The sequence below is a fragment of the Lysobacter sp. Root494 genome, from assembly GCF_001427225.1.
Taxonomy (GTDB): Bacteria; Pseudomonadota; Gammaproteobacteria; order Xanthomonadales; family Xanthomonadaceae; genus Agrilutibacter.
The window spans coordinates 212,054-233,131 of the sequence record NZ_LMFH01000001.1; the positions used below are offsets into that span (position 1 = coordinate 212,054).

Sequence of the window (21,078 nt, forward strand, 5' to 3'; positions counted from 1 at the left end):
GATGCGCCAGGAGACCTTCGTCCACCGCCACCAGGCCGAATGGACCGCCTTCGAGCAATGGCTGGATGCGCGTGGCGGCAACGCGCGCAAGGCACGCGCGCAGCGGCGCGATTGGCACGGGCTGCGTGACCACGAGATGCCCGAACGCTACCGCCGTCTGTGCCAGCAGCTCGCACTGGCGCGCCGGCGCGGCTACAGCGCGGTGGTCACCGATCGCCTGCAGCAGCTGATGCAGCGTGGGCATGGCGTGCTGTATCGCACGCCATCGCCGCGCTGGCGGCGCGCGGTGGAATTCCTGCTCGGCGGATTCCCGCGCCTCGTGCGGGAAGAAAAGGGCGTGATGCTCGCGGCCATGGCGCTGTTCGTCGTGCCGCTGGTGGTGATGTACACCGCGATCCAGATCCAGCCCGATCTCTCCAGCGCGCTCTACGACCCGGTGCAGCTCGCGGGTATGGAAGACATGTACGACCCGAACGATCCGCGCCGCGCACTCGGCCGCGATGACGGCACCGACGTCGCCATGTTCGGCTACTACATCTGGAACAACATCAGCATCGGCTTCCGCGTGTTCGCCAGCGGCCTGCTGGTCTGCCTCGGGCCGATCCTGTCGCTGGTCACCGAAGGCGTGCGTGCAGGCGCCATCGCGAGCCATCTGCAGGCGGTCGGGCACGGCGATCCGTTCTGGCGCTTCGTCTGCGGGCACGCTTCCTTCGAACTCACCGCGATAGTGATTGCCGGCGGCGCGGGACTGCGGCTCGGCCTCAACCTGATCGCGCCCGGGCAACGCCGCCGCATCGACGCGCTGGTCGAAGCCGGGCGCCGCGGCGCACTGCTGAGCGTGGGCGTGCTGGTGATGCTGCTGGTCGCGGCGTTCATCGAGGCGTTCTGGTCCTCGATCGGCTGGATGCCGGCATCGGTGAAGTATTCGGTGGCCGCGGTGCTGTGGACGGGCGTGTTCACGTGGCTGCTCGCGGGCGGGCGCAACCGGCTTCACGCCGCGGACGTGGCATGAAGATCGAAGACCTCACCGTCGCCCTGCGTCCGCGCACCGCGTGGGAAGCGGTCGAGCTCGGCACCACGCTCGTGCGGCGCCACGCAGGCGCGGTATGGAAACCGTGGCTGCTGTTGTCGCTGCCTGCGTTCGTGCTGCTGAACGTGCTGTGCAGCCTGATCGGCGAAATCTGGCTGGCCGGCCTGGTGATGTGGTGGCTGAAGCCGGTGTTCGATCGCATTCCGCTGTACGTACTGTCGCGCGCCGTGTTCGGCCACGTGCCATCGACGCGCGAAACCATGCGTGCGCAGCGCGGTTTCGGTACGCGCTGGATGTTCGCGTATCTCATCTGGCGCCGATTGAGTCCGGTGCGATCCCTCTACCTGCCGGTGGATCTGCTGGAGGGCAGCGCGGGGGAGGAAGCGCGTGCACGTCGGCGTGCGCTCGGCTCGCCGGTGTATGGCGTCGGCTCGGTAGTGCTGCTGGTGTTCGCGCACTTCGAGATGGCGCTGGTGCTCGGCGCGATATCCGCGGTGATGCTGTTCGTACCGGCCGATGTGATCCAGGAAACCGCGGCGCGGATGTGGAACGTGTTCGAGTCGCAGCAGCCGTGGGTGCAGGTCGCGACGAACGCGTTGATGTGGATGGCGACGAGCGTGCTGGAACCGTTCTACGTCGGCGCCGGCTTCGGCCTGTACCTCAACCGCCGCACCGAGATCGAAGCCTGGGACATCGAAATGGTGTTGCGCCGCCTGCGCAAGCGCCTTACCCAGGTAAGCGCGCCGCTGGTGCTGCTGTGCGCGCTGTGGTCTGGCGCAATGCACCCCGCCCGCGCGCAGGACGAGCCGTTCGTTCCCGATGCATCCGCGCCTTCCACCGAACAGCCGCGCTTGCAGGACAGGCGCCCGCAGTCGACCTTGCAGGAAGTCTTCGATGAACGCGTCGTCGAGGACGATGGCTGGCAGCAGGCGGTGAAGCGCGCCTACGAAGATCCCACCGTAAGCCCGAAGCGCACGGTGACGCAGTGGGTGCCGAAGGAGCAGAAGCCCGACGAGCCGCCGCGCCCGTTCGAGGGATTCGGAAAACTCGGCCAATGGCTCGCATCTATCGGCGAGTACGGGCTGTGGGTCGTGGCGGGTGCGGTGCTGCTCGCGCTGCTGGTGACCGCGCCGAAGTGGCTGGGCTGGGTCCGCGACATGCCGGGCCGGCGCGAACGCACCAGCGATGAAGTGATTCGCGAAGTGATCGCGGAGGAATCGCCGCTTCCCGACGATGTCCCCGCCACCGCGCGGCGCCTGTGGCAGTCCGGGCGTGGCCGCGATGCGCTGGCGCTGCTCTATCGCGCAAGCGTCGAAGCGATGACGCAGCGCGCGCATGTGGTGCTGGTGCCCGGTGCAACCGAGGCGCATACGCTACGTGCCTCGCGCCAGCTGCCGAACGCGGATGAGCGCGAAGCCTTCGCGCGCATCGTGCGGGTGTGGCAGATCGCCGCGTACGCGCACGGGCTGCCCGACGACGATGAATTCGACGCCTTGCTCACGCAGTTGTCGCAGCGCTTCTTCTGGTCGCGAACCGGGGTGCCGGCATGAGCGCGCAACCGATGCCGCGTCCGCAGGTGCTGCGCACGGTGGTGCTCGTGCTGCTCGGCATCGTCGTGCTTGCCGGGCTCACCGCGTGGTGGCTGCATACGCACGAGCGCGTCGAACGCAGCATTCCGATGCCGCGCACCGGCGAAGCGCGGCGCAATCCGCTGTACGCGCTGCAGGTCGCGCTGCAGAAGGACGGCATCAAGGTGAACTCGCGCCGGCGCCTGCAATTGCTGCCGGAAGGCGGCACGGAAACCACCGTTCCGCTGAAACCGCGCGACACCGTGGTGATCTACAACGATCCGCGCACGCTGAGCCGCGCCGAAATCGACGAGTTGCTGCGCTGGGTCAGCCATGGCGGCCACCTGATCGTGCGCACGCCGCCAATGGGCCTGCTGGCCACCAATTCGCCGGTGCCGTTGTTCGCCGACCTGCAGCTGATGCCGCTGGGGCGCGATGCCAACGAATGCGCGGAAGTGAAGGGCATCCGTGCGCAACCGGCCGATCCGGCCGCGGCGCGGGCGGGGGCGCTCGTTGGCGATGAGGATGCTGGTTCCGCGGGCCATGATTTCCTGTTCTGCGGCGACCGTCGCTTCACCCTGGTCGGCGCCAATCCCGTGCATAGCTGGGGCGATCTGAAGAACGGCTACGTCTTCGCGCGCCTGCTGCGCGGCAGCGGCAGCGTCGACGTGCTCGCCGATCTGGGCTTCCTCGGCAGCGACGGACTCGAGCAGCCGGCCAGTTTCGAGCTCGCCCGCCAGCTGCTGCAGCCGAACTACCGCGAAGGCACCGTGCACCTGGTCTACGCCGCGCAGATGCCGTCGCTATGGGCGACGCTGATCCGGCACAGCTGGATGGCGTGGGGGCCGCTGATGCTCGCACTGGTGTTCTGGCTGTGGCGACGCATGCAGCGCTTCGGCCCGCAGTTCGCCGCGCCGGCGCTCGAGCGGCGATCGCTACTCGAACACATCACCGCCAGCGGCGAACTCGCCTATCGCTACGGCTACGCGCACTTGCTCTATGACGCCGCGCGCAACGCCTTCCTGGCGCGCCTGCGCCGCCGCGACCCGCAGGCCGCCGCATTGCAGGGCGAGCCGCAGCTGATGCTGCTATCGCAACGTTTTCCCGACGTGCCGGCAAGCGAAATCCGCGACGCGCTGCTGCCACCCTTCGCGAACGACCACACCGCCTTCCGCACCCGCATCGCCACGCTGATCCGACTGAGAAACCGACTATGAGCGACACGCTGATTCCTTCCCTGGCTCCGGATCATGTGGCCGCCCCGCGCGCGATCACGCCCATCACCGGCGACGCGCTCGCGCAACGCGCCAGCGCCATCCGCGACGAAGTCGGCAAGGCGTTCATCGGCCAGGCCGAAGCGCTGGACCACGTCATCATCGCGCTGCTCGCCGGCGGCCATGCACTGATCGAAGGCGTGCCTGGCCTGGGCAAGACGCTGCTGGTACGCGCGTTGGCGAAGACGCTCGATTGCGGCTACGCGCGCGTGCAGTTCACGCCCGACCTGATGCCGTCGGACATCAGCGGCCATGCGGTATACGACCCGAAGACGGAAACCTTCAACATCCGTCGCGGCCCAGTGTTCACCAACCTGCTGCTCGCCGACGAAATCAATCGCGCGCCAGCGAAGACGCAGTCCGCATTGCTCGAAGCGATGCAGGAATTGCAGGTGACGATCGAAGGACACAGCTTCGAACTGCCGCCGCCATTCCTGACCCTCGCCACGCAGAACCCGGTGGAGCAGGAAGGTACCTATCCACTTCCCGAGGCGCAGCTCGACCGCTTCCTGCTGAAGGTGCTGATCGGTTATCCCTCGCGCGCGGACGAGAAGAAGATGGTCGCCGCGGTGAGCCAGGGACGCATGGCCTCCGACTTCGATCTCTCGCAGGTGCGTCGCGTCGTGGGTCCGGACGAAATCGTCGCCATGCAGCTCGGCACCGCGCAGGTCACGGTCGACGACGCGGTGATCGATTACGCCGTGCGTATCGCGGCGGCGACGCGCGACTGGGCCGGCATCGCGCTCGGCGCTGGGCCGCGCGGCAGCCTCGCGCTGGTGCGTGCGGCACGTGCGCAGGCGGTGCTCGGCGGCCGCGACTTCGTCACACCCGACGACGTGCGCGAGATCGCCAAGCCGGCCTTGCGCCACCGCGTCGCCCTCGCGCCGGAGCTGCTGATCGAAGGGCAGGAACCCGATGACGTGCTGCATGCGCTCCTTTCGAAGGTGGAAGCGCCGCGGCAATGACTCAGGCGGCGACACCTTCGCGTAGCTGGCCGCGTCCCGCGCCCGCGATGCTGGTGCTGCTCGTGTTGTGGGCTGCGTTCGGCCTCGCCGCGAGCATCGCCTTCGTCGCTGCCTCGGTGTGGCAGGCAGCAGGCATTGCGCTGTTGTTGCTCGCTGCCTTCGATGCGCGTCGGGTGATGCAGCGCGCGACGCCCGACGTGCAGCGCCGCGTGCCCGACACGTGGCCGATCGGCGTCGAGCGTCCGGTGACGCTGAAGCTGGTCGCGTCCAATGCGCAACGGGTCGACATCTTCGACCTGCATCCCGGCAGCTGGGCGATGCAGGGCTTGCCGCGACGCCTGCAACTGCAGCGTGGCGAGGCCACGACTCTCGACTATTCGCTGCGCGCGAATGCGCGGGGCGACTTCACGTTCGACGGCGTGCAGTTGCGGCTGTATTCACCGTGGCGCCTGTGGTGGCAATCGCGCGTGGCCGGCGATGCGCAGCGCGTGCGCGTGTTCCCCAACTTCGCCCCACTCGCGCGCTTCGCGATGTTCAGCGCGGAACAGGCCTCGCGCCTGGTCGGCGCGCACGTGAAGCGCCGCCGCGGCGAAGGTACCGACTTCCACCAGATGCGCGAATACCGCGTCGGCGACAGCCTGCGCCAGGTCGACTGGAAGGCGACGGCGCGTGCGCGCCGGCTGATTTCGCGCGAATACCAGGACGAAAAGAACCAGCAGCTGGTGCTGCTGCTCGACACCGGCCGGCGCCTGCTGGCGCGTGATGGCGAGCTGGCGCACTTCGACCACGTGCTCGATGCGGCGCTGGTGGTGTCCTATCTCGCATTGCGGCAGGGCGATGGCGTCGGCCTGCTCGCCAGCGGCGGCGATACCGCATGGGTGCCGCCTCAACGCGGCGTCGGTGCGATCGACAACCTGTTGCGCGCGACCTATGCGTTGCAGCCCAAGCCGGTAGCCACCGACTTCCTGCAAGCGGCGACGGAACTCTCGTTGCGCCAACGCCGCCGCGCGCTGGTAATGCTGGTCACCAACCTGCGCGATGAAGACATGGACGATCTGCTCGCCGCCGTGCAGATGCTGCGCAAGCGTCATCTCGTCTGCGTCGCGAGCCTGCGCGAAGAAGCGCTCGATGCGACGCTGGCGCAGGATGTCCACGACCTGCCCACCGCGATCCGCGCCGGCGCCACCGCGGAATACCTCGCCAAGCGCAATGCCGCGCACGATGCGCTGCGCAGCCACGGCGTGATGGTGCTGGACGTCGCCTGCGCGCAGCTGGCGGCGTCGCTGGTGGAAAAATACCTCGCGATCAAGCGCGACGGACTGCTGTAGCGATCGCTGCGTTGACAGCGATCGCGCGGAATTCAAACCGCGGTCGCCCGCCGGAAGATCGCACGCGTCGATGAATGATCGATCGGCACCGAAGAGTGCTCATGCGAGATCGACCATGACGCGTCCGTCTTGCGCAGTACCTGCGTGAGCCGGTTGCCGACCGAACGCAATTCCCTGCCATCGGGCGAGATCGCGGCATAACGGATGAAGGCGTGGCCGACCACCAGGTCCGTGCTCGACGTCGACCGCGCTTCGTCAATGGTCACTACGAGCTTCTCCGGCGAGGAAAACCAGTCGGACACGACATCGCGCCACGCCGCCTTGCCCTGCAACGACCACGTATCCCACACGTCGAAGATGTGCACGTCCTCGCCGTAGATGGACAGGAAGCCCTCGACATCCTTGTCGCCCACGGCCGCCGCGTAACGGTCCAGCACCTGCAGGAACGGGTCGTTCTGTTCGCTCATGACATCACTCCTCGTACCGCGGTTGGTTAGGGACGGGTAGCCAGTTCCAGTTGGGTGAGCACGGCTAGCGCCTCGGTTCGCGCTGACCCGCACATCGACAGCAATGGCTTCAGCGATGCACAGAACGCGGGACGCTCCGGCTTTCCGAACAGCCGGCAACGGAAATCGTCGTCCAGTTGCACGCACGGAATGCCGGCGGGCTTGCCATGCGGCATGCCGGGAATGGGCGACGTAATCGAAGGCGCGATGCAACACGCGCCGCAGTGGTTCCGGCAGTCCATAGGAGCGTCAGTCGGCGGTGACGAGGATCGCGTCGCGATTGCGCAGCATCTCGTACACCGCGTCGGTTTCCGGGCGCACCTTGTGCCAGCGCTGGAAACTCTCGGCGGCCTGTTCCACCAGCATGCCGAGCCCGTCGATGCAGTCGTGCGCGCGCGCCGATCGCGCCCAGGCGAGGAAGGGCACCGCGGCTTCGCCGTAGCTCAGGTCGACCGCCGCTCCGCGCGGCGCGACGAGGTTGATCGGCAAGGACGGCAACGCATCGCCACCGCGTGCGGCGGACGTCGCATTGATGACCAGGTCGAAGTTGCCGAGATTGCCGATGTCGTTCAGGTAACGCGGATGCACGCGGCCCGGTTGCGCGAGCACGTCGGCGAGCGCGTCGGCGCGTTCGGCCGTGCGATTCACGATGTAGAGGTCGCCGATGCCGGCATCGAGCAACGCCGGTGCGACACCGCGCGCCGCGCCGCCCGCGCCGATCAGCAATGTGCGCCGCGAGCGCAGGTCCAGGCTGTGGCGGTCGGTGAGATCGCGCACCAGGCCCATACCGTCGGTGTTGTCGCCCTGCCAGCCGGTGGCGGTGCGGATCAGCGTATTCACGGCTCCCGCACGCTGCGCGGCTTCGCTCAGGTAATTGCAGATCTGGGCTGCGCGCGTCTTGTGCGGCAGGGTGATGTTGGCGCCAATGCCGCCTTCGGCCGCGAATTCGGCGAGCACGGCGTCGAAGTCCTCTGGCGCGGCATCGATCGCGGAGTATTCCAGCGCGATGCCGGCCTGCCGTGCGAACGCCGCGTGGATGCGCGGCGACAGGGAATGGGAAACGGGATGGCCGATGACGGCATAGCGCTGGACGGACATGGATTCCTCGCGCGAAAACATGACGGAGTAGTGAAAGGAACGCGAAGCACGCCGGCCGGCGGCCGCGTTCGTTTCGAGTCTACGCCCGCTGTCGCGAACTGTGCGCCGACGCCGGCTTTTGCGATGGCGGCGAGTCAGCAACTGCGGCACATTTGCACGCTTCGTTAACGCAGGAGCCGTGCATGTCCCGCCGTCATGTCATTTCAAACGGAACCATCGCGGTGTTGGGCCTCGCGCTGGTGTCCGGGCTCGCCCACGCGTATCTAGCCGAATTCGGCATTGAAGGCATGGGCGTGGTGTCGACGCCGGCTTCGGAAGTGCGCGCCACGATCAGCCCCGACGGCAAGCGCATCGTCTGGGGCAGCACCGATCGCGCCGGCGGTACGGGCGGCTGGGACTTGTGGCAGGCCACGTTGAAACAGGGTCGCTGGCAGGACGCGCAGCCGTTGCCAATCAACTCGAAGGTGAACGATTTCGATCCGGCGTTCAGCGCGAACGGGCGCTGGCTGTATTTCTTCTCCAATCGCGAAGGCGGCCTGGGTGGCGACGATCTCTATCGCGTCGCCGTGCACGCGGACGGCGGCTTCGGCGGGGTGGAAAATCTCGGCCCCGGCGTGAACAGCAAGGGCGACGAGTGGGCGCCGGCGCCGAGCCTCGACGGCAAGTCGCTGCTGTTCGCCAGCGATGGCTTCGGCGGCGCGGGACGGCACGATCTGTTCGTCGCGCGTTGGGATGGCAGTGCGTTCGTCGATCGCAAACCGTTGCCGGGCGTGAACACGCGCGGTGACGAATTCGATGCGGCATGGCTCGATGGCGGCAAGGCGATCGTGTTCACGCGCTCGGCGAATGCGGAGGACAAGCCGATGCAGTTGTTTGTCGCGCAATGCGATGGCAAGCGTTACGGCGACGCATCGCCGGTGGTGTTGTCGTTCAACACGAACGACGGCTGGACGCTGGGTCCCTCGATCGACTGGAACAAGCCGGGCGAGTTGCTGGTCACCGGCACGGCGAAGGCGCCGCGCGCGGGGAAGCTGGATATCTATCGAATGAAGGCGCCGGCTGCGACGGGAAAGCCCGGTTGCGTCCAGTTGTAGTTGTAGTTGAAGCCGGCGCGCCCGTCACTGCTGCTTAACGATGCCGGAGGACCATCGCATCGAGGCCTGACGCGAGCTATCGCCGCGCACAGCAATCACCGACGGCCGAGCCCGGCAGCCGTCCCTTTCGGAGAACGGCCATGAACACGAAACCCACCGTGGTGCTGGTGCATGGGTTCTGGGGTGGCGCCGCGCATTGGGCCAAGGTCATCATCGAGCTGAAACGGATGGGATACGAAAACCTCCATGCCGTGGAAAACCCACTGACCTCGCTGCCCGACGATGCCGAACGCACGCGCAAGATGGTGGCGCAGGTGCCCGGACCGGTCGTCCTGGTCGGCCACTCCTACGGCGGCGCGGTCATCAGCGAAGCCGGCAACCAGCCCAACGTGGCGGCACTGGTTTACATCGCCGCCTTCGCGCCCGATGCCGGTGAAAGTCCGGGCGGCATTACCCAGGAACATCTGCCCGTCGCAGCGCCCAACCTCGCGCCGGACAGCGACGGCTACCTCTGGCTCAAACCCGACAAGTTCCATGAGAGCTTCTGCCAGGACCTGACGTCCGAAGAGGGCCTGGTCATGGCGGTGACCCAGAAGGCGCCGCTGGCGTCCACGTTCGGCAACCCGGTGACCGATCCGGCCTGGAAGCACAAGCCATGCTGGTACCAGATATCGAGCCAGGACCGGATGATCGCGCCGGAAAACCAGAAGCGCATGTCGGATCGCATGCAGCCGCGCAAGGTCGTCGTCCTCGATGCAAGCCACGCGTCGCTGGCATCGCGCCCGGCGGAGGTGGCGGCCCTGATCGACGAAGCCGCGGCCGCGGTAGCTTCGTAAGCCTGGTCGTGCCGGACGGCGCGTCTGCGTCATCCGGCTCGGATCATCGACGCATCGCATCGATGTTCACGTAGCGGCGAGCCGCTACGTGAAGCGCGCTCAGCCTTCGCGCAACCAGCGCGCCGCATCCAGTGCGAAATACGTAAGCACGCCATCGGCACCCGCGCGCTTGATCGAGGTCAGCGCTTCCAGCGCACACGCGCGCTCATCCAGCCAGCCATTGAGCGCGGCGGCCTTGAGCATCGCGTACTCGCCGCTCACCTGGTAGACGAAGGTCGGCACGCCAAATTCGTCCTTCACCCGGCGCACGATGTCGAGGTAGGGCAGGCCCGGCTTCACCATCACCATGTCGGCGCCTTCCTGCAGGTCCTGCGCGACTTCCTGCAGCGCTTCGTCGCTGTTGGCCGGGTCCATCTGGTAGGTGTACTTGTTGCCCTTGCCGAGCGCGGCGGCGGAACCGACGGCATCACGGAAAGGTCCGTAGAACGCACTCGCGTACTTCGCGCTGTAGGCGAGGATGCGGGTGTGGATGTGGCCTTCGCTTTCGAGCTCGCCGCGGATGGCGCCGATGCGGCCGTCCATCATGTCGCTGGGGGCGACGATGTCGGCGCCGGCGCGCGCATGCGACAGCGTCTGTTGCACCAGTGCCTCGACGGTTTCGTCGTTGAGGACGTAACCGCTCTCATCGATCAGGCCATCCTGTCCGTGCGTGGTGTACGGATCCAGCGCGACGTCGGTGATCACGCCGAGGTCAGGGAATCGCTGCTTGAGCGCGCGCACCGCGCGCTGCACCAGGCCGTCGTCGGCCCAGGCGGCTTCGGCGGTGAGCGATTTTGCTTCCGGTGCGGTGACCGGAAACAGTGCGAGCGCCGGCACGCGCAGTTCGTGGGCCTGCTCGGCGACCTTGAGCAGTTCTTCGATCGAGACGCGCTCGACACCGGGCATCGAAGCGATGGCTTCGCGGCCGTTGGGTTCATGCACGAACACCGGATAGATCAGGTCGTTCGCGGTCAGCACGGTCTCGCGCATCAGCCGGCGCGAGAAGTCGTCGCGGCGCATGCGGCGCGGGCGGGTGTAGGGATAGCTCATGGGGCGGCATTCTACTCCCGTGACAAAGGCCGCTTCTCAAGCTTGGCTTTTGCTCGTCATTCCCGCGAAGGCGGGAATCCATGGACTTTGCTGTGCTCCACGCGTGGCGCCCAAGCAAAAACAACGTTCATGGATGAACGGACACGTGTCCGTAGGAAAGACGTCCGCCTTCGCGGGAGCGGCGAATCAGGTCTGCCGCGAATACACCTGATATCGCAAAGGCTTCACCGCGACCACGCTGCCCACGGCCGGCGTTTCCACATCCGGTGTCGCGGCGAAATCCAATTCCAGCGGCCGCGATTGCCCCTCGACTTCAAGCTCGAGCGTGATCCGGTCCGCGAGCCGATGCGCCGCGACCACCCGAGCGCTCCAGCCCCCGTTTGGTCCAGCAAGCGCGAGATCGTGCGGGCGTACGTACAGGCGCGCGTTGCCGGCCCGCGCGTCCGTCGCGAAGCCAGGCGGTTGCGCATTCGCGAGGAAGTGGCCGGATTCCACGCGGCCATCGAGCGCATTCGCGCGGCCGATGAAGTCGAACACGTATTCCGAAGCCGGCGCGCTGTAGATCTCGTCCGGCGTGCCGACCTGCTCGATGCGGCCTTCACGCAGCACCACGACGCGATCGGCAAGTTCCAGTGCTTCTTCCTGGTCGTGGGTAACGAATAGCGTGGTCTGGCCGGTCTGCTCGTGCAGGCGGCGCAGCCAGCGGCGCAGTTCAATGCGCACTTTCGCGTCGAGCGCACCGAAGGGTTCGTCGAGCAGCAGCACGGTCGGATCGATCGCGAGCGCGCGCGCCAGTGCGACGCGCTGGCGCTGCCCGCCGGAAAGCTGCTCCGGATAACGCGCGCCGTGCTCGGCGAGCTGGATCAGCGAGAGCAACTCGTCGACGCGACGCGTGATCGTCGCCTTGTCGGGCCGCTTGGAGCGCGGACGGCTGCGCAGGCCGAAGGCGATGTTCTCCGCGACGGTCATGTGCTTGAACAGCGCGTAATGCTGGAACACGAAACCCACGTTGCGCTCGCGCAGGCTCAGCCGCGTTGCATCCTTGTCGCCGAACAGCACCTGTCCGCTGTCGGCGTGCAGCAATCCGGCGATGACGCGCAGCAGCGTCGTCTTGCCCGAACCCGAGGGCCCTAGCAACGCCACGAGTTCGCCGGAGGCGATGTCGAGGTCGACCGCATCCAGCGCCGCGACGTCGCTGTAGTGCTTGCTGAGTTGACGGATGTGCAGGTCCATTCCGCGTACGGCCGCTGGGGGGCTCGGTTCCTGTTGTACCAGCACCCGTGCCGCGGGGCGATCACCCGTGCCTCGCAGGGTCTTTTCGAAGTCGATTCTTACGACGTTCACTCAATGTCTCCGCGCCGCACAGAAATGAGGCTATGGGGATGGATTTCCGGCGCACCGGGCACGGATCCTTTCGTCGCGGTGGTCATCTCAATGCCTCCGGTGTGTCTTCGCGAGCGCATCGCCATGGCGCGCCTCCAGCCGCGYCGCGGCCATGATGGAACTACGAAGGTCTGTCACCGGCGCACCGGGCATTAAACTTTCGGTCGCAGTGGTCATCTCAATGCCGCCGGTGTGTCTTCGCGAGCGCATCGCCATGGCGCGCTTCCAGCCAGAACTTGATGATCAAAGTGATCAACGCCAATCCGCTCAACAGCGACGCCGCCGCGAACGCCGCCGTGCTGTCGAATTCGTTGTAGAGGATCTCGATGTGCAGCGGCAGCGTGTTGGTGAGACCGCGGATGTGGCCCGAGACCACCGACACCGCGCCGAACTCACCCATCGCGCGCGCGCCGCACAGCAGTACGCCGTACAACAGGCCCCACTTGATGTTCGGCAAGGTGACGCGGCGGAACATCGTCCATGCGCCGGCGCCGAGCGAACGTGCAGCGAGCTCCTCGTCGGAACCCTGCTGCTGCATCAGCGGGATCAGTTCGCGCACGACAAACGGGAAGGTGATGAACAGCGTCGCCAGCACGATGCCAGGCCGCGCAAAAAGGATCTTCACGTCCCAGGCTTCGAGCAGGTCCGCGAACCAGCCGTGCGTGGTGCTGAACAGCAGTACGAGGCACAGGCCGGCCACGACCGGCGACACCGCGAACGGCAGGTCGATCAGTGCCAGCAGTCCGCGCTTGCCGGGGAAGTCGAAGCGCGTCACCGCCCACGCCATCATCGTGCCGAACACCGCGTTGACCGGAATCACTATGGCCGCGGTGAACAGCGTGAGCCTGAGCGCGGACAACGCATCGGGCTCGCGCAACGCCGTCCACCACGCCCTGAAGCCGTCGCCGAACGCAGCGCCGAGCACCATCAGCAGCGGCAGCACGACCAGGCCGAGCATGATCAGCACGGCCAGGGCGATCAGCGCGGTGCGCAGCCACAGCGGCTCGCGCAGGACGCTTTGCGCATTGTTTTCAGCCACGGCGGTTCTCCTGGCGCTCGTGCGCGAACAGCGACGGAATCGCGTTGATCGCGAGCAGGCACACGAACGACGCAGCCAGCAGCAGCGCGGCGATGGCGATCGCGCCGTTGTAGTCGTATTCCTCCAGGCGGATGGTGATCAGCAGCGGCGCAATTTCGGTGGCGAAGGGTTTGTTGCCGGCGATGAAGATCACCGAGCCGTATTCGCCCAGCGCGCGCGCGAAGGAGAGCGAGAAGCCGGTGAGCAGCGCCGGTAGCAGTTCCGGCAGGATCACGCGGCGCAAGGTGGTGAAGCGCGAAGCGCCGAGCGATGCCGCGGCTTCCTCCTGTTCGTGGCCGAGAGCTTCCAGCACCGGTTGCACCGTGCGCACGGCGAACGGCAGGCCGATGAACACCAGTGCGATGACGATGCCGACCGGTGTGTAGGCGACCTTGAAGCCCGCCGCTTCGGCGAAACGTCCGACCCAGCCGTTGCTCGAATAGATCGCGGTGAGCGCGATGCCCGCAACGGCGGTCGGCAACGCGAAGGGCAGGTCGACCAGCGCATCGAGGATACGCCGGCCGGGAAAGCGATAGCGCACCAGCACCCAGGCGACGATGCCGCCCGCGACGAGCGCCACGAGCGCCGCGATGAGCGAAGCGCTGAAGCTGAGCTTGAGCGCGGCCTGCACGCGCGGGTCGTGGATCGCGCGCAGCCAGCCTTCGCTACCGAGTCCGGCGGCGCGTACCGCGAGCGCAAGCAAGGGCAGCAGCACGACGACGCCGAGCCACGCCATGCCCAAGCCAAGGCTAAGCCCGAAGCCGGGCAGCGGACGGCGGCTGCGGAAGGGAATCAGCGATGGGAGGACGGCGGTGGTCATTCGTTCTTCGTTTCTTCTCCCTTTCGCGTAGCAAAGGAAGGGTTGGGGTCGGGAACTTTTCGTCGGGCCTGCTTCGTGCTTGCTGCTTTCGTCGTTACTGGCGTTGCGTCTGTTGCGCCTTCAGCTCTTGTTTCGCCCTTGCGCTTTTGCTCGTCATTCCCGCGAAGACGGGAATCAGTGGCTTTGCTCTTTCCCTTCCTAAATCCATGCGAAGAGCCAAGTCACTGGATTCCTGCTTGAACAGCCTGCGGCTGTGGTGAAGCGCTTCGCAGGAATGACGAGCCAAAAATGCGTCTCGCGGCGCCCAAATCCTCCCCGGCGAGCGCGCCACGGAAAGGACGCATCACTTCGGCTGATAAATCCGGTCAAAGAACCCGCCATCCGCGAAATGCTCCGCCTGCGCCTTCTTCCAGCCGCCGAACGCCTGGTCGATCGTCACCTGAGTCACCTTCGGAAACTGCGCCAGTTCCGCCGTAGGCACCTTGTCCGGTTCGGCGGGTCGATAGAAATGCTTCGCGGCGAGGCGCTGGCCTTCGGGCGAATACAGGAAGCGCAGGTACGCTTCGGCCTGCTTGCGCGTGCCGTGTTTCGCCACGTTCTTGTCGACCCATGCCACCGGCGGTTCGGCGCGGATGCTCACCGACGGCACCACGATCTCGAACTGGTTGCGCGTGCCGGCAGCGTTCAAGGTCAGCAGCGCTTCGTTCTCCCACGCGATCAGCACGTCGCCGATGCGGCGCTCGACGAAGGTGGTGGTCGCGCCGCGTGCGCCGGTGTCGAGCACGGGCACGTTCTTGAACAGGCGCGTGAGGTAATCGACAACCTTGTCGCCGTCGCGATACTCCTTCGAAGCCCACGCCCATGCCGCAAGATAGTTCCAGCGCGCGCCGCCCGACGTCTTCGGGTTCGGCGTGATCACCGCCACGCCGGGGCGCGTGAGGTCGCCCCAGTCCTTGATGCCTTTCGGATTTCCCTTGCGCACGAGGAAAACAATCGTCGACGTGTACGGCGCGCTGTTGTGCGGCAGGCGCGATTGCCAGTTGGCCGGCAGCAGCTTGCCATTGCTGGCGATCGCATCGATGTCGGCGGCGAGCGCGAGCGTGACGACATCGGCTTCGAGCCCGTCGATCACCGCCCGCGCCTGCTTGCCGGAACCGCCGTGCGAGGCGCGCACCTGGATCGTTTCACCCGTCTGCTTCTTCCACTGTTGCGCGAAGGCGCGATCGACGTCGGAATAGAACTCGCGGGTCGGGTCGTAGGAGACGTTGAGCAGCTCGACGCCCTTCGCGTGCGCGGCGCCGCCCAGCAGCGCCATTGCGAGAAGCGCCGTGCGGAACGTGTTGCGGATGCGGATCGAAGTCATGGGGGATGGTCTCGGTTAGAACGAAATCTGCGCGCGGGTGAAGAGGGTCTTCTCGTCTTCGCGATCGCCGGTCGCCGTGCCGCCATCGAAGGCGGCCTGCGTGTAATTGGCAACCAGCTTCAGGTTCTGGGTGAGATACCAGTTCAGGCCGATGCTCCATGCGTCGACACGACTGGCGGACGCGGTGGGATTGGCGAACAGCGGGAAGGCGTCGTCGTCGATATCCAGCTCGCCGTAGCGCGCGACCAGTTCAAGTGCGCCCCAGCCTGCCGCACCGGCGGTAAAGGGATGGTTAGGCCGGGTTACGCCGCGGTATGACGCGTCTTCGCCGGTGAGGACCCAACTGCCGACGATCTGCCACGACTCGTTTTCCAGGTGCTCCACTCGGCCGGCGTTGGCGCCGCTGACCAAGCGCACTTCCTGTTCGGAGGTGACGTATTCGCCGAGCAGGCCGAGCGGGCCGCTGTAGTAGTACGCCTGCGGCGACCAGCGGCGATGCAGGCCATCGGCCGCGGCTTCGTTGCGGTAACTGAAGAACGTCGACTGCCCGGGCGTGCGATAGCGCGGCAGGAAGTTGTTGCCTTGGCCGAAGTTGTCGCCGACGCTCGTCGCGATGCCGACGCCGAGGCCCGACCACGCATTCGCGTCGTTCTTGAACGGCTCCCAGAACACGCGCGCGGTGGCTTCGAATTCGTTGTCGGGATTCGACGTCGCCGAGTCGCGGCCATCGACCGTGCCGTTGAACACGCCGACGGCGTAGTTCAGCGTGCTGCCGGCGAATTCGCCCTGCAGCTGCACGCCGTAGTCGCGCGCCGGGGTGAGTTCGGTCGGCAGGCCGCGTTCGATCGCAGCGATACCGCTGCTCGACTGCAGTTGCTCGAGGCCGAAGGGTTGCTTGAACTTGCCAACGCGCAGCGTCGCGCGCGGATCGAACCTGAGATCGAGGTAGGCGTCGTTGAGCGTCGCGCTGTCGCCGGCGAGCTGCGCCTGCAGGCGGAAGCCAACCAGTTGCCCCCACGTGCCTTCGAGCGTGGGTTCGACCCGGCGCAGCAGGAAGGTGTCGTTCTGCGGTTGTGCGTCATCGCCGAAGAAGAAGCGGCCATCGCCCTGCACCAGCGCCTTGAACTTCACCTCGATGCCGTCGCTGGCCGGCGACTTGATCGACAGGCCCTTGGGACTGAGGCTCACAACGGGATCCTTCACCGCCTTGGCCGCGGACTCCTCGGCCTGCAGTTCGAGCCGCCGCTCGATCACGCGCAGGCGCTGGTCGAGGTCGGCGAGGCTGTTGCTGTCGGTGGTCGCTTCGGCCGTCGCATCGTTGGTGCCGAGGCGTTGTTCCAGGGCCTGCAGACGGCGCGCGAGTTCTTCGACGGTGACCTCGGCGGCTTGGGCATGAATCGGCAGCAGGGCGAGGGAGATCGCCGCCAGCAGCGAGGGGCGGCGCAGGAGGGCAGGACTGCGCGCAGGGGAGGGAAGGTTCATGGGGATACCTGTCGTTGGGAAGCCACAGTGGCGGGCGCCGCGGTGGCAGGGAAACGGTCATGCTTTATCTGCATATGCCGGCAGCGCATCTGTTTTGAGCCTCGGACGGGATAGCTGAACAGGGCTGCCGTGCGGGCACGGTCGAGGACCGCGCCTTGTCCGCGTGTGAAGGTGCGCGGGCCGTGGCCGTGGCCGTGCAAGGTCAGGACAGCGGCGCGGGCGCGCGGCCGTCGGCTTCAGGGAGGTCTGGCTACAGGGGAGCCGGGTGGATCAGAGCAGCCCGCCGCCCATGCTCAGGCGGATCGCGGCGACCACGATCACGATGCCGTTGAGGATCAGGCCGGCCTTGGCGCGGCCTCGATTCTCGCTGCGGGTAAACATGATCCCGATGGCGGCGATCAGCGCGCCCACCGCGGCGAAGGGAATCAGCAGCCAGTTGGTGATGCCGATGACCGGAATCAGCGCGAGCACCATCCAGAACAGGGCAACGATGCCCCACAGCAGACTGATCAGACCCATCGATGCGACTCCGGTGCAGGCCGCGGTGCGGCCGATGCGGACAAGATGACGGCGGGGCGCACCGGCTTCAAGTGAGCCGATGGCCTACGCGAACCGTGATTACGCCGGCACGCCGTGCGTCCCGTCGATCTCCACCCGCAGTTCGCGCCGGCAGATCGCCGCATGCAGCACGGTGAAGCGCACACCCGGATCGAGCCGCTCGCGCAAACCAGCCGCGACGACGTCGAGTTCATCGCGGTCGCGCACGTAAGCCTTCAGCCGCGTGCCCGCACCTATCTGCGGTGGCAGGTCCGGACGGCGTGCATGTGCGGCGGCGATGAGACTTTCGAGGTTGGCGATGGTTTCGTCGAGCTGCGCGGCGACGTCGCCGGCGTGGCGCGACTCGTGGCCGACGATCGCCGCGGTGCCGGAAATCAGCAGCGGCATCGCCGTGCCCGGAGGCAGCATCGCGCGGGCGAAGCTCGGCGGCTGCGGACCGTACTGGCGCGGGTAGCGATACGCGCTGATCTGGCGCGGATTTTCCAGCGGCGTGCCCGGCGTGCGCGCGGCGAGCCAGTACACCTGCAGGCGTTGCGCGCCGGTCGCGTGGCCGATCGCGGTGGCCGCGGGCAGCGCCTGCGCATCGAATTCGCCCAGTCCGCGCGCGCGGCCGACGCAGAAGATGCGGTAACGCTCCGCATCGCCATCGCCGTGCGTGATGCCGTCGAGGTAGTTCCACACGCGCAGCAGGTGCGGGTAGCCGCGTGCGGCGGTGAATGCGCGAAGCCGCGCGTAGGCGGCGGTCGCCGCGGCCTCGATGCCGTGGTCGTGCTCTTCCACTTCAATCGCGCCGAACTGCAACGCGCCGTCTTCGGAACAGGCCACGCCATTCTCGCGGCCGCGCGACACCGGTCCGTGCGCGCGCCAGTGCTCGAACACCGCCGCGCCTTGCGGCTGCAATGCCACGCGCAGGTAACGCGGATCATCGCTGCGCGGCGCATCGCCACCGAAGCCGATCACCGCCAGCGTGTCCTTCGCCGCGAGCAATGCGTCCAGCGGCGCGTCGCTGTAATCGACATGCAGGCGTGCCGGCAACACCAGGGATTCCACCGCGCTCATGGACTTTCCTGTTGCAGCGTGTCGCCACTGAAGTCCTCGCGCGCCGCGCGGCGCTGGCGCAGCCAGCCGCGCACGGCGGCGGGCAAGCGCGTCAGTGCGGTCAGCGCATAGATGACGCGGAATAAACGCAGGCGCCGGATCACGGCGGGATTGTCGAAGACGTCGCCGGCCAGCATCGAGATCACCGCCTGTTCCACCTGCCACGCATTGCGCGGGTTGGCGAACAGGTGCTTCATCACCGGCGTGTTGAAGCGATAGATGAACCACGTGAACCAGCGCAGGCCACGATCCATGCGCCTGGCCATTGCCGCCTGCAGCGTGGCTTCGCGCGCTGGTTCGCGCAGAGCGCCGTCGACGACGTTCGCGGCCTGCTCGGCGCTGTCCATCGCCAGGTACACGCCGGAGGAAAAGATCGGATCGACGAAGGCGTACGCATCGCCCGCCATCACCCAGCCTGAACCGTACATCTTCGTGCAGCTGTAGGCGTAGTTGCCGGTCACGTGCACCGGCGCGACGCGCGTGGCGCCCTGCATGCGCGCGGCGATCTGCGGTTCGGCGAGCAGTGTGTTCATCAGGAAGCCATCGTTCTCGCCGCGCCGCTGCTTCAGGTACGACGGGAAACACACCGCGCCGATGCTCATCACGTCGCGCGGCAGCGGGATCAGCCACATCCAGCCGTGCGCGAAACGCTGCACGGTGATGTTGCCGTTGTCGTCGCCGGGCCGCCGCGAAACGCCATCGAAGTGGCTGAAGATTGCCGCCGACTGGTGCTGCGCGTTCTTGCGCTTCAGCTTGAAACGATTGCCGAAGAAGGTGTCGCGGCCGCTGGCATCGATGACGTAGCGCATCCGCACGTCTATCGCCGCGCCGGTGGCGTCGCGTGCGTGCGCGGCGACCGGCCGGTTGTCGGGGCCGAATTCGACCCGTTCCACCTTCACGCCTTCGCGCGCGTCCACCCCACTGTCGCGGGCATGCGCGAACAGCAACTGGTCGAACTCCGCGCGATGCACCTGGTAGGCATGCGGAAACTTTGCATCCAGCGCGCGTGCGAAGCGGAAGGTGTTGTAGTCCCCGCTGCCGGTCTTTCCCGGCGTCGGGAAATCCGCGCCCGCCTTGTACAGCCCGATCGCCGCGACCTGCTCGAGCACCCCCAGGCGCTGCAGGATCGGCAGGTTCATCGGCAGCAGCGATTCGCCGATGTGGAAGCGCGGGTGGTGGTCTTTTTCCAGCAGCAGCACCTTCCAGCCCTTGCGGGCCAGGAAAGCGGCGGCCGTGGTGCCGGCGGGGCCGCCGCCGATCACCAGCACATCGGTTTCGATCGTGGTGCTGGCGGGCGCTTGCGAAGCGTCGGGTGTGGCGCGGTCGCCGGGCAAATGCGGTTCGGTCATCCCGCAATGATAGTCGGAGGCCGCCGCTCGCACGCTGGCCGTCGGTACGCTTGCGCGGCGGCGCCCGATGCAGGATCGTTGCGGCCCCGTATCGATGCTGTCCGGAAGTCCGATGTCTGAACAAAGCGTGGCCCTGCAGAATGCCGCCGAAGCCGAACTCGCCCAGTTGCTGGTCGAGAGCCTGAACCTCGAAGGCGTGGAGCCCGCCGGCATCGACCCGGAGGCGCGGCTGTTCGGCGAAGGCCTGGGCCTGGATTCGATCGACGCGCTGGAACTGGCGCTGGCGATCTCGAAGAAATACGGCTTCCAGCTGCGTTCGGACAGCGACGAGAACCGTCGCATCTTCGGTTCACTGCGTGCGCTGTCGGCGCATATCGAACAGAACAAGACCGCCTGATGCCGCGCGGCGTCGCATCGGCGCTCAACGCATGAACTCCCGGATGTCCAAATTCGCCGTCGTGGCGCGGGTGTTGTTCGCGCTCGCATATCCGCCCCTGGCGTACTGGGCCACGCGCAATGGCAGCGGCATCGCGGCGGCCCTGGCGATCGGCGATCTGTGCCTGGTGTTTCTGATCGACCCGCTGCTGCGCCTGCGCGGATGGGCTTGGCTGCTCACCGCGTTGCTGGCCCTCGCGCTGTCTGCGCTGGCGCAGACCGAAGTCGCGCAGATCCTGCTGCTGGTGCCGCCGGTGCTGTTCCTCGGCCTGCTGTCGTGGTTGTTCGGCCGCAGCCTGCGCGGGCCGCGCCCGGCACTGATCACCCGAATCGTCAGCGCATTGCATGGCCTGCCGGTGGACCAGCTTCCCGCCGACCTGCTGCGCTACACGCGCCGGCTCACCGCGGCATGGGCCTTGCTGCTGGCAATGCTGGCGCTGGTGAACGGCGTGCTCGCCTTCGCCGAAGTACCGGGCGGCGTGCTCGCGCGGCTCGGCCACGCGCCGGCGTGGGGCATTGCCCGCGAAACTGGTTCGCTGCTCGCCAACCTGGTCAACTATGGCGTGGTCGGCGGCTTCTTCATCGGCGAATACCTGTTGCGCGGACGCATCTTCAAGGATCGGCCGTACCGCCACTTCTTCGACTTCGTGCATCGCATGGGCAAGCTGGGGCCGGCGTTCTGGCGCGACGTGCTGCGCTGAAACGTGCCGTAGGCGCCCGCGTG

At 67.0% G+C, this 21,078-nt stretch carries 21 protein-coding genes; 9 read left to right on the forward strand and 12 right to left on the reverse strand.

The window, feature by feature from the left end:
* The first annotated feature begins 1 nt into the window (after position 1).
* The 5 genes from ASD14_RS00860 to ASD14_RS00880 are packed head-to-tail and all read left to right on the forward strand — an operon-like array spanning position 2 to position 6,165.
* A complete protein-coding gene (locus ASD14_RS00860) occupies positions 2-1,012 on the forward strand; it encodes a stage II sporulation protein M (protein ID WP_056127532.1) in 1,011 nt (336 codons plus the stop codon).
* Complete coding sequence (locus tag ASD14_RS00865; RefSeq protein ID WP_056127535.1) at positions 1,009-2,580, forward strand: DUF4129 domain-containing protein; 1,572 nt, start codon at positions 1,009-1,011, stop codon at positions 2,578-2,580. The genes ASD14_RS00860 and ASD14_RS00865 overlap by 4 nt, the downstream gene beginning before the upstream one ends.
* On the forward strand, positions 2,577-3,815 hold the full coding sequence (locus ASD14_RS00870) for a DUF4350 domain-containing protein (protein ID WP_056127538.1): 1,239 nt from the start codon (positions 2,577-2,579) through the stop codon (positions 3,813-3,815). The genes ASD14_RS00865 and ASD14_RS00870 overlap by 4 nt, the downstream gene beginning before the upstream one ends.
* The gene (locus tag ASD14_RS00875) at positions 3,812-4,837 is read left to right on the forward strand and encodes a MoxR family ATPase (protein WP_082538645.1); all 1,026 of its coding nucleotides are present in this window, start codon (positions 3,812-3,814) and stop codon (positions 4,835-4,837) included. Before ASD14_RS00870 ends, ASD14_RS00875 begins: the two co-directional genes overlap by 4 nt.
* Complete coding sequence (locus ASD14_RS00880; protein ID WP_056127542.1) at positions 4,834-6,165, forward strand: DUF58 domain-containing protein; 1,332 nt, start codon at positions 4,834-4,836, stop codon at positions 6,163-6,165. The genes ASD14_RS00875 and ASD14_RS00880 overlap by 4 nt, the downstream gene beginning before the upstream one ends.
* A 32-nt stretch (positions 6,166-6,197) precedes the next feature.
* Here ASD14_RS00880 and ASD14_RS00885 read toward each other — a convergent pair whose 3' ends face one another.
* From ASD14_RS00885 to aroE, 3 genes are read right to left on the reverse strand one after another with little or no spacing between them, the layout of a single operon-like run.
* On the reverse strand, positions 6,198-6,632 hold the full coding sequence (locus tag ASD14_RS00885) for an SgcJ/EcaC family oxidoreductase (protein ID WP_056127545.1): 435 nt from the start codon (positions 6,630-6,632) through the stop codon (positions 6,198-6,200).
* Between the two features lie 26 nt (positions 6,633-6,658).
* A complete protein-coding gene (locus ASD14_RS16370) occupies positions 6,659-6,913 on the reverse strand; it encodes a YkgJ family cysteine cluster protein (protein WP_056127548.1) in 255 nt (84 codons plus the stop codon).
* A 7-nt stretch (positions 6,914-6,920) separates the two neighbouring features.
* On the reverse strand, positions 6,921-7,769 hold the full coding sequence (gene aroE / locus ASD14_RS00895) for a shikimate dehydrogenase (protein WP_056128783.1): 849 nt from the start codon (positions 7,767-7,769) through the stop codon (positions 6,921-6,923).
* A 182-nt stretch (positions 7,770-7,951) separates the two neighbouring features.
* Here aroE and ASD14_RS00900 point away from each other — a divergent pair, with 182 nt between their 5' ends.
* Both ASD14_RS00900 and ASD14_RS00905 read left to right on the forward strand, forming a co-directional pair.
* Entirely contained in the window at positions 7,952-8,863 is a 912-nt protein-coding gene (locus ASD14_RS00900) for a PD40 domain-containing protein (protein WP_056127551.1), read from the forward strand.
* A 140-nt stretch (positions 8,864-9,003) separates the two neighbouring features.
* Positions 9,004-9,699, forward strand: a complete 696-nt coding sequence (locus ASD14_RS00905) for an alpha/beta hydrolase (protein ID WP_056127554.1) — start codon at positions 9,004-9,006, stop codon at positions 9,697-9,699.
* Positions 9,700-9,798: 99 nt separating this feature from the next.
* Here the strand turns inward: ASD14_RS00905 and hemB are convergent, their stop codons facing one another.
* The 9 genes from hemB to ASD14_RS00950 all read right to left on the reverse strand — a co-directional run bounded on the left by hemB (position 9,799) and on the right by ASD14_RS00950 (position 19,919).
* Positions 9,799-10,788 (reverse strand): porphobilinogen synthase, encoded by a 990-nt coding sequence (gene hemB / locus ASD14_RS00910; protein WP_056127558.1) that lies wholly within the window; start codon positions 10,786-10,788, stop codon positions 9,799-9,801.
* Positions 10,789-10,974: 186 nt separating this feature from the next.
* Positions 10,975-12,021: a sulfate/molybdate ABC transporter ATP-binding protein gene (locus ASD14_RS00915; protein WP_056127561.1), complete on the reverse strand. Its 1,047-nt coding sequence runs from the start codon at positions 12,019-12,021 to the stop codon at positions 10,975-10,977.
* A 328-nt stretch (positions 12,022-12,349) separates the two neighbouring features.
* Positions 12,350-13,210 (reverse strand): sulfate ABC transporter permease subunit CysW, encoded by an 861-nt coding sequence (gene cysW, locus ASD14_RS00920; RefSeq protein WP_056127564.1) that lies wholly within the window; start codon positions 13,208-13,210, stop codon positions 12,350-12,352.
* On the reverse strand, positions 13,203-14,069 hold the full coding sequence (gene cysT / locus ASD14_RS00925) for a sulfate ABC transporter permease subunit CysT (RefSeq protein ID WP_056127568.1): 867 nt from the start codon (positions 14,067-14,069) through the stop codon (positions 13,203-13,205). Before cysT ends, cysW begins: the two co-directional genes overlap by 8 nt.
* 343 nt (positions 14,070-14,412) lie before the next feature.
* A complete protein-coding gene (locus ASD14_RS00930; protein WP_056127571.1) occupies positions 14,413-15,432 on the reverse strand; it encodes a sulfate ABC transporter substrate-binding protein in 1,020 nt (339 codons plus the stop codon).
* Between the two features lie 15 nt (positions 15,433-15,447).
* The gene (locus ASD14_RS00935; protein WP_157474936.1) at positions 15,448-16,914 is read right to left on the reverse strand and encodes a porin; all 1,467 of its coding nucleotides are present in this window, start codon (positions 16,912-16,914) and stop codon (positions 15,448-15,450) included.
* A 270-nt stretch (positions 16,915-17,184) separates the two neighbouring features.
* Positions 17,185-17,433 carry a hypothetical protein gene (locus ASD14_RS00940; RefSeq protein ID WP_056127577.1) on the reverse strand — a complete coding sequence of 83 codons (249 nt, stop codon included), beginning with the start codon at positions 17,431-17,433 and terminating at the stop codon, positions 17,185-17,187.
* A 99-nt stretch (positions 17,434-17,532) separates the two neighbouring features.
* Positions 17,533-18,531, reverse strand: coding sequence for a hypothetical protein (locus ASD14_RS00945; protein ID WP_056127581.1), 999 nt, complete (start codon positions 18,529-18,531; stop codon positions 17,533-17,535).
* Positions 18,528-19,919 carry an NAD(P)/FAD-dependent oxidoreductase gene (locus ASD14_RS00950; protein WP_082538647.1) on the reverse strand — a complete coding sequence of 464 codons (1,392 nt, stop codon included), beginning with the start codon at positions 19,917-19,919 and terminating at the stop codon, positions 18,528-18,530. Before ASD14_RS00950 ends, ASD14_RS00945 begins: the two co-directional genes overlap by 4 nt.
* Positions 19,920-20,046: 127 nt before the next feature.
* On the opposite strand from ASD14_RS00950, the gene ASD14_RS00955 reads away from it, so the two are divergent.
* Both ASD14_RS00955 and ASD14_RS00960 read left to right on the forward strand, forming a co-directional pair.
* Complete coding sequence (locus ASD14_RS00955; RefSeq protein WP_056128789.1) at positions 20,047-20,316, forward strand: phosphopantetheine-binding protein; 270 nt, start codon at positions 20,047-20,049, stop codon at positions 20,314-20,316.
* 43 nt (positions 20,317-20,359) lie between these two features.
* Entirely contained in the window at positions 20,360-21,055 is a 696-nt protein-coding gene (locus tag ASD14_RS00960; RefSeq protein ID WP_056127584.1) for a hypothetical protein, read from the forward strand.
* Positions 21,056-21,078: the final 23 nt, after the last annotated feature.

Excerpts from the sequence above, each read along its gene's own strand:
- ASD14_RS00860 (WP_056127532.1), top strand. The coding sequence starts at position 2 with ATGCGCCAGGAGACCTTCGTCCACCGCCACCAGGCCGAATGGACCGCC.
- ASD14_RS00865 (WP_056127535.1), top strand. The coding sequence starts at position 1,009 with ATGAAGATCGAAGACCTCACCGTCGCCCTGCGTCCGCGCACCGCGTGG.
- ASD14_RS00870 (WP_056127538.1), top strand. The coding sequence starts at position 2,577 with ATGAGCGCGCAACCGATGCCGCGTCCGCAGGTGCTGCGCACGGTGGTG.
- ASD14_RS00875 (WP_082538645.1), top strand. The coding sequence starts at position 3,812 with ATGAGCGACACGCTGATTCCTTCCCTGGCTCCGGATCATGTGGCCGCC.
- ASD14_RS00880 (WP_056127542.1), top strand. The coding sequence starts at position 4,834 with ATGACTCAGGCGGCGACACCTTCGCGTAGCTGGCCGCGTCCCGCGCCC.
- ASD14_RS00885 (WP_056127545.1), bottom strand. The coding sequence starts at position 6,632 with ATGAGCGAACAGAACGACCCGTTCCTGCAGGTGCTGGACCGTTACGCG.
- ASD14_RS16370 (WP_056127548.1), bottom strand. The coding sequence starts at position 6,913 with ATGGACTGCCGGAACCACTGCGGCGCGTGTTGCATCGCGCCTTCGATT.
- aroE (WP_056128783.1), bottom strand. The coding sequence starts at position 7,769 with ATGTCCGTCCAGCGCTATGCCGTCATCGGCCATCCCGTTTCCCATTCC.
- ASD14_RS00900 (WP_056127551.1), top strand. The coding sequence starts at position 7,952 with ATGTCCCGCCGTCATGTCATTTCAAACGGAACCATCGCGGTGTTGGGC.
- ASD14_RS00905 (WP_056127554.1), top strand. The coding sequence starts at position 9,004 with ATGAACACGAAACCCACCGTGGTGCTGGTGCATGGGTTCTGGGGTGGC.
- hemB (WP_056127558.1), bottom strand. The coding sequence starts at position 10,788 with ATGAGCTATCCCTACACCCGCCCGCGCCGCATGCGCCGCGACGACTTC.
- ASD14_RS00915 (WP_056127561.1), bottom strand. The coding sequence starts at position 12,021 with ATGGACCTGCACATCCGTCAACTCAGCAAGCACTACAGCGACGTCGCG.
- cysT (WP_056127568.1), bottom strand. The coding sequence starts at position 14,069 with ATGACCACCGCCGTCCTCCCATCGCTGATTCCCTTCCGCAGCCGCCGT.
- ASD14_RS00930 (WP_056127571.1), bottom strand. The coding sequence starts at position 15,432 with ATGACTTCGATCCGCATCCGCAACACGTTCCGCACGGCGCTTCTCGCA.
- ASD14_RS00935 (WP_157474936.1), bottom strand. The coding sequence starts at position 16,914 with ATGAACCTTCCCTCCCCTGCGCGCAGTCCTGCCCTCCTGCGCCGCCCC.
- ASD14_RS00940 (WP_056127577.1), bottom strand. The coding sequence starts at position 17,433 with ATGGGTCTGATCAGTCTGCTGTGGGGCATCGTTGCCCTGTTCTGGATG.
- ASD14_RS00945 (WP_056127581.1), bottom strand. The coding sequence starts at position 18,531 with ATGAGCGCGGTGGAATCCCTGGTGTTGCCGGCACGCCTGCATGTCGAT.
- ASD14_RS00950 (WP_082538647.1), bottom strand. The coding sequence starts at position 19,919 with ATGACCGAACCGCATTTGCCCGGCGACCGCGCCACACCCGACGCTTCG.
- ASD14_RS00960 (WP_056127584.1), top strand. The coding sequence starts at position 20,360 with ATGTCCAAATTCGCCGTCGTGGCGCGGGTGTTGTTCGCGCTCGCATAT.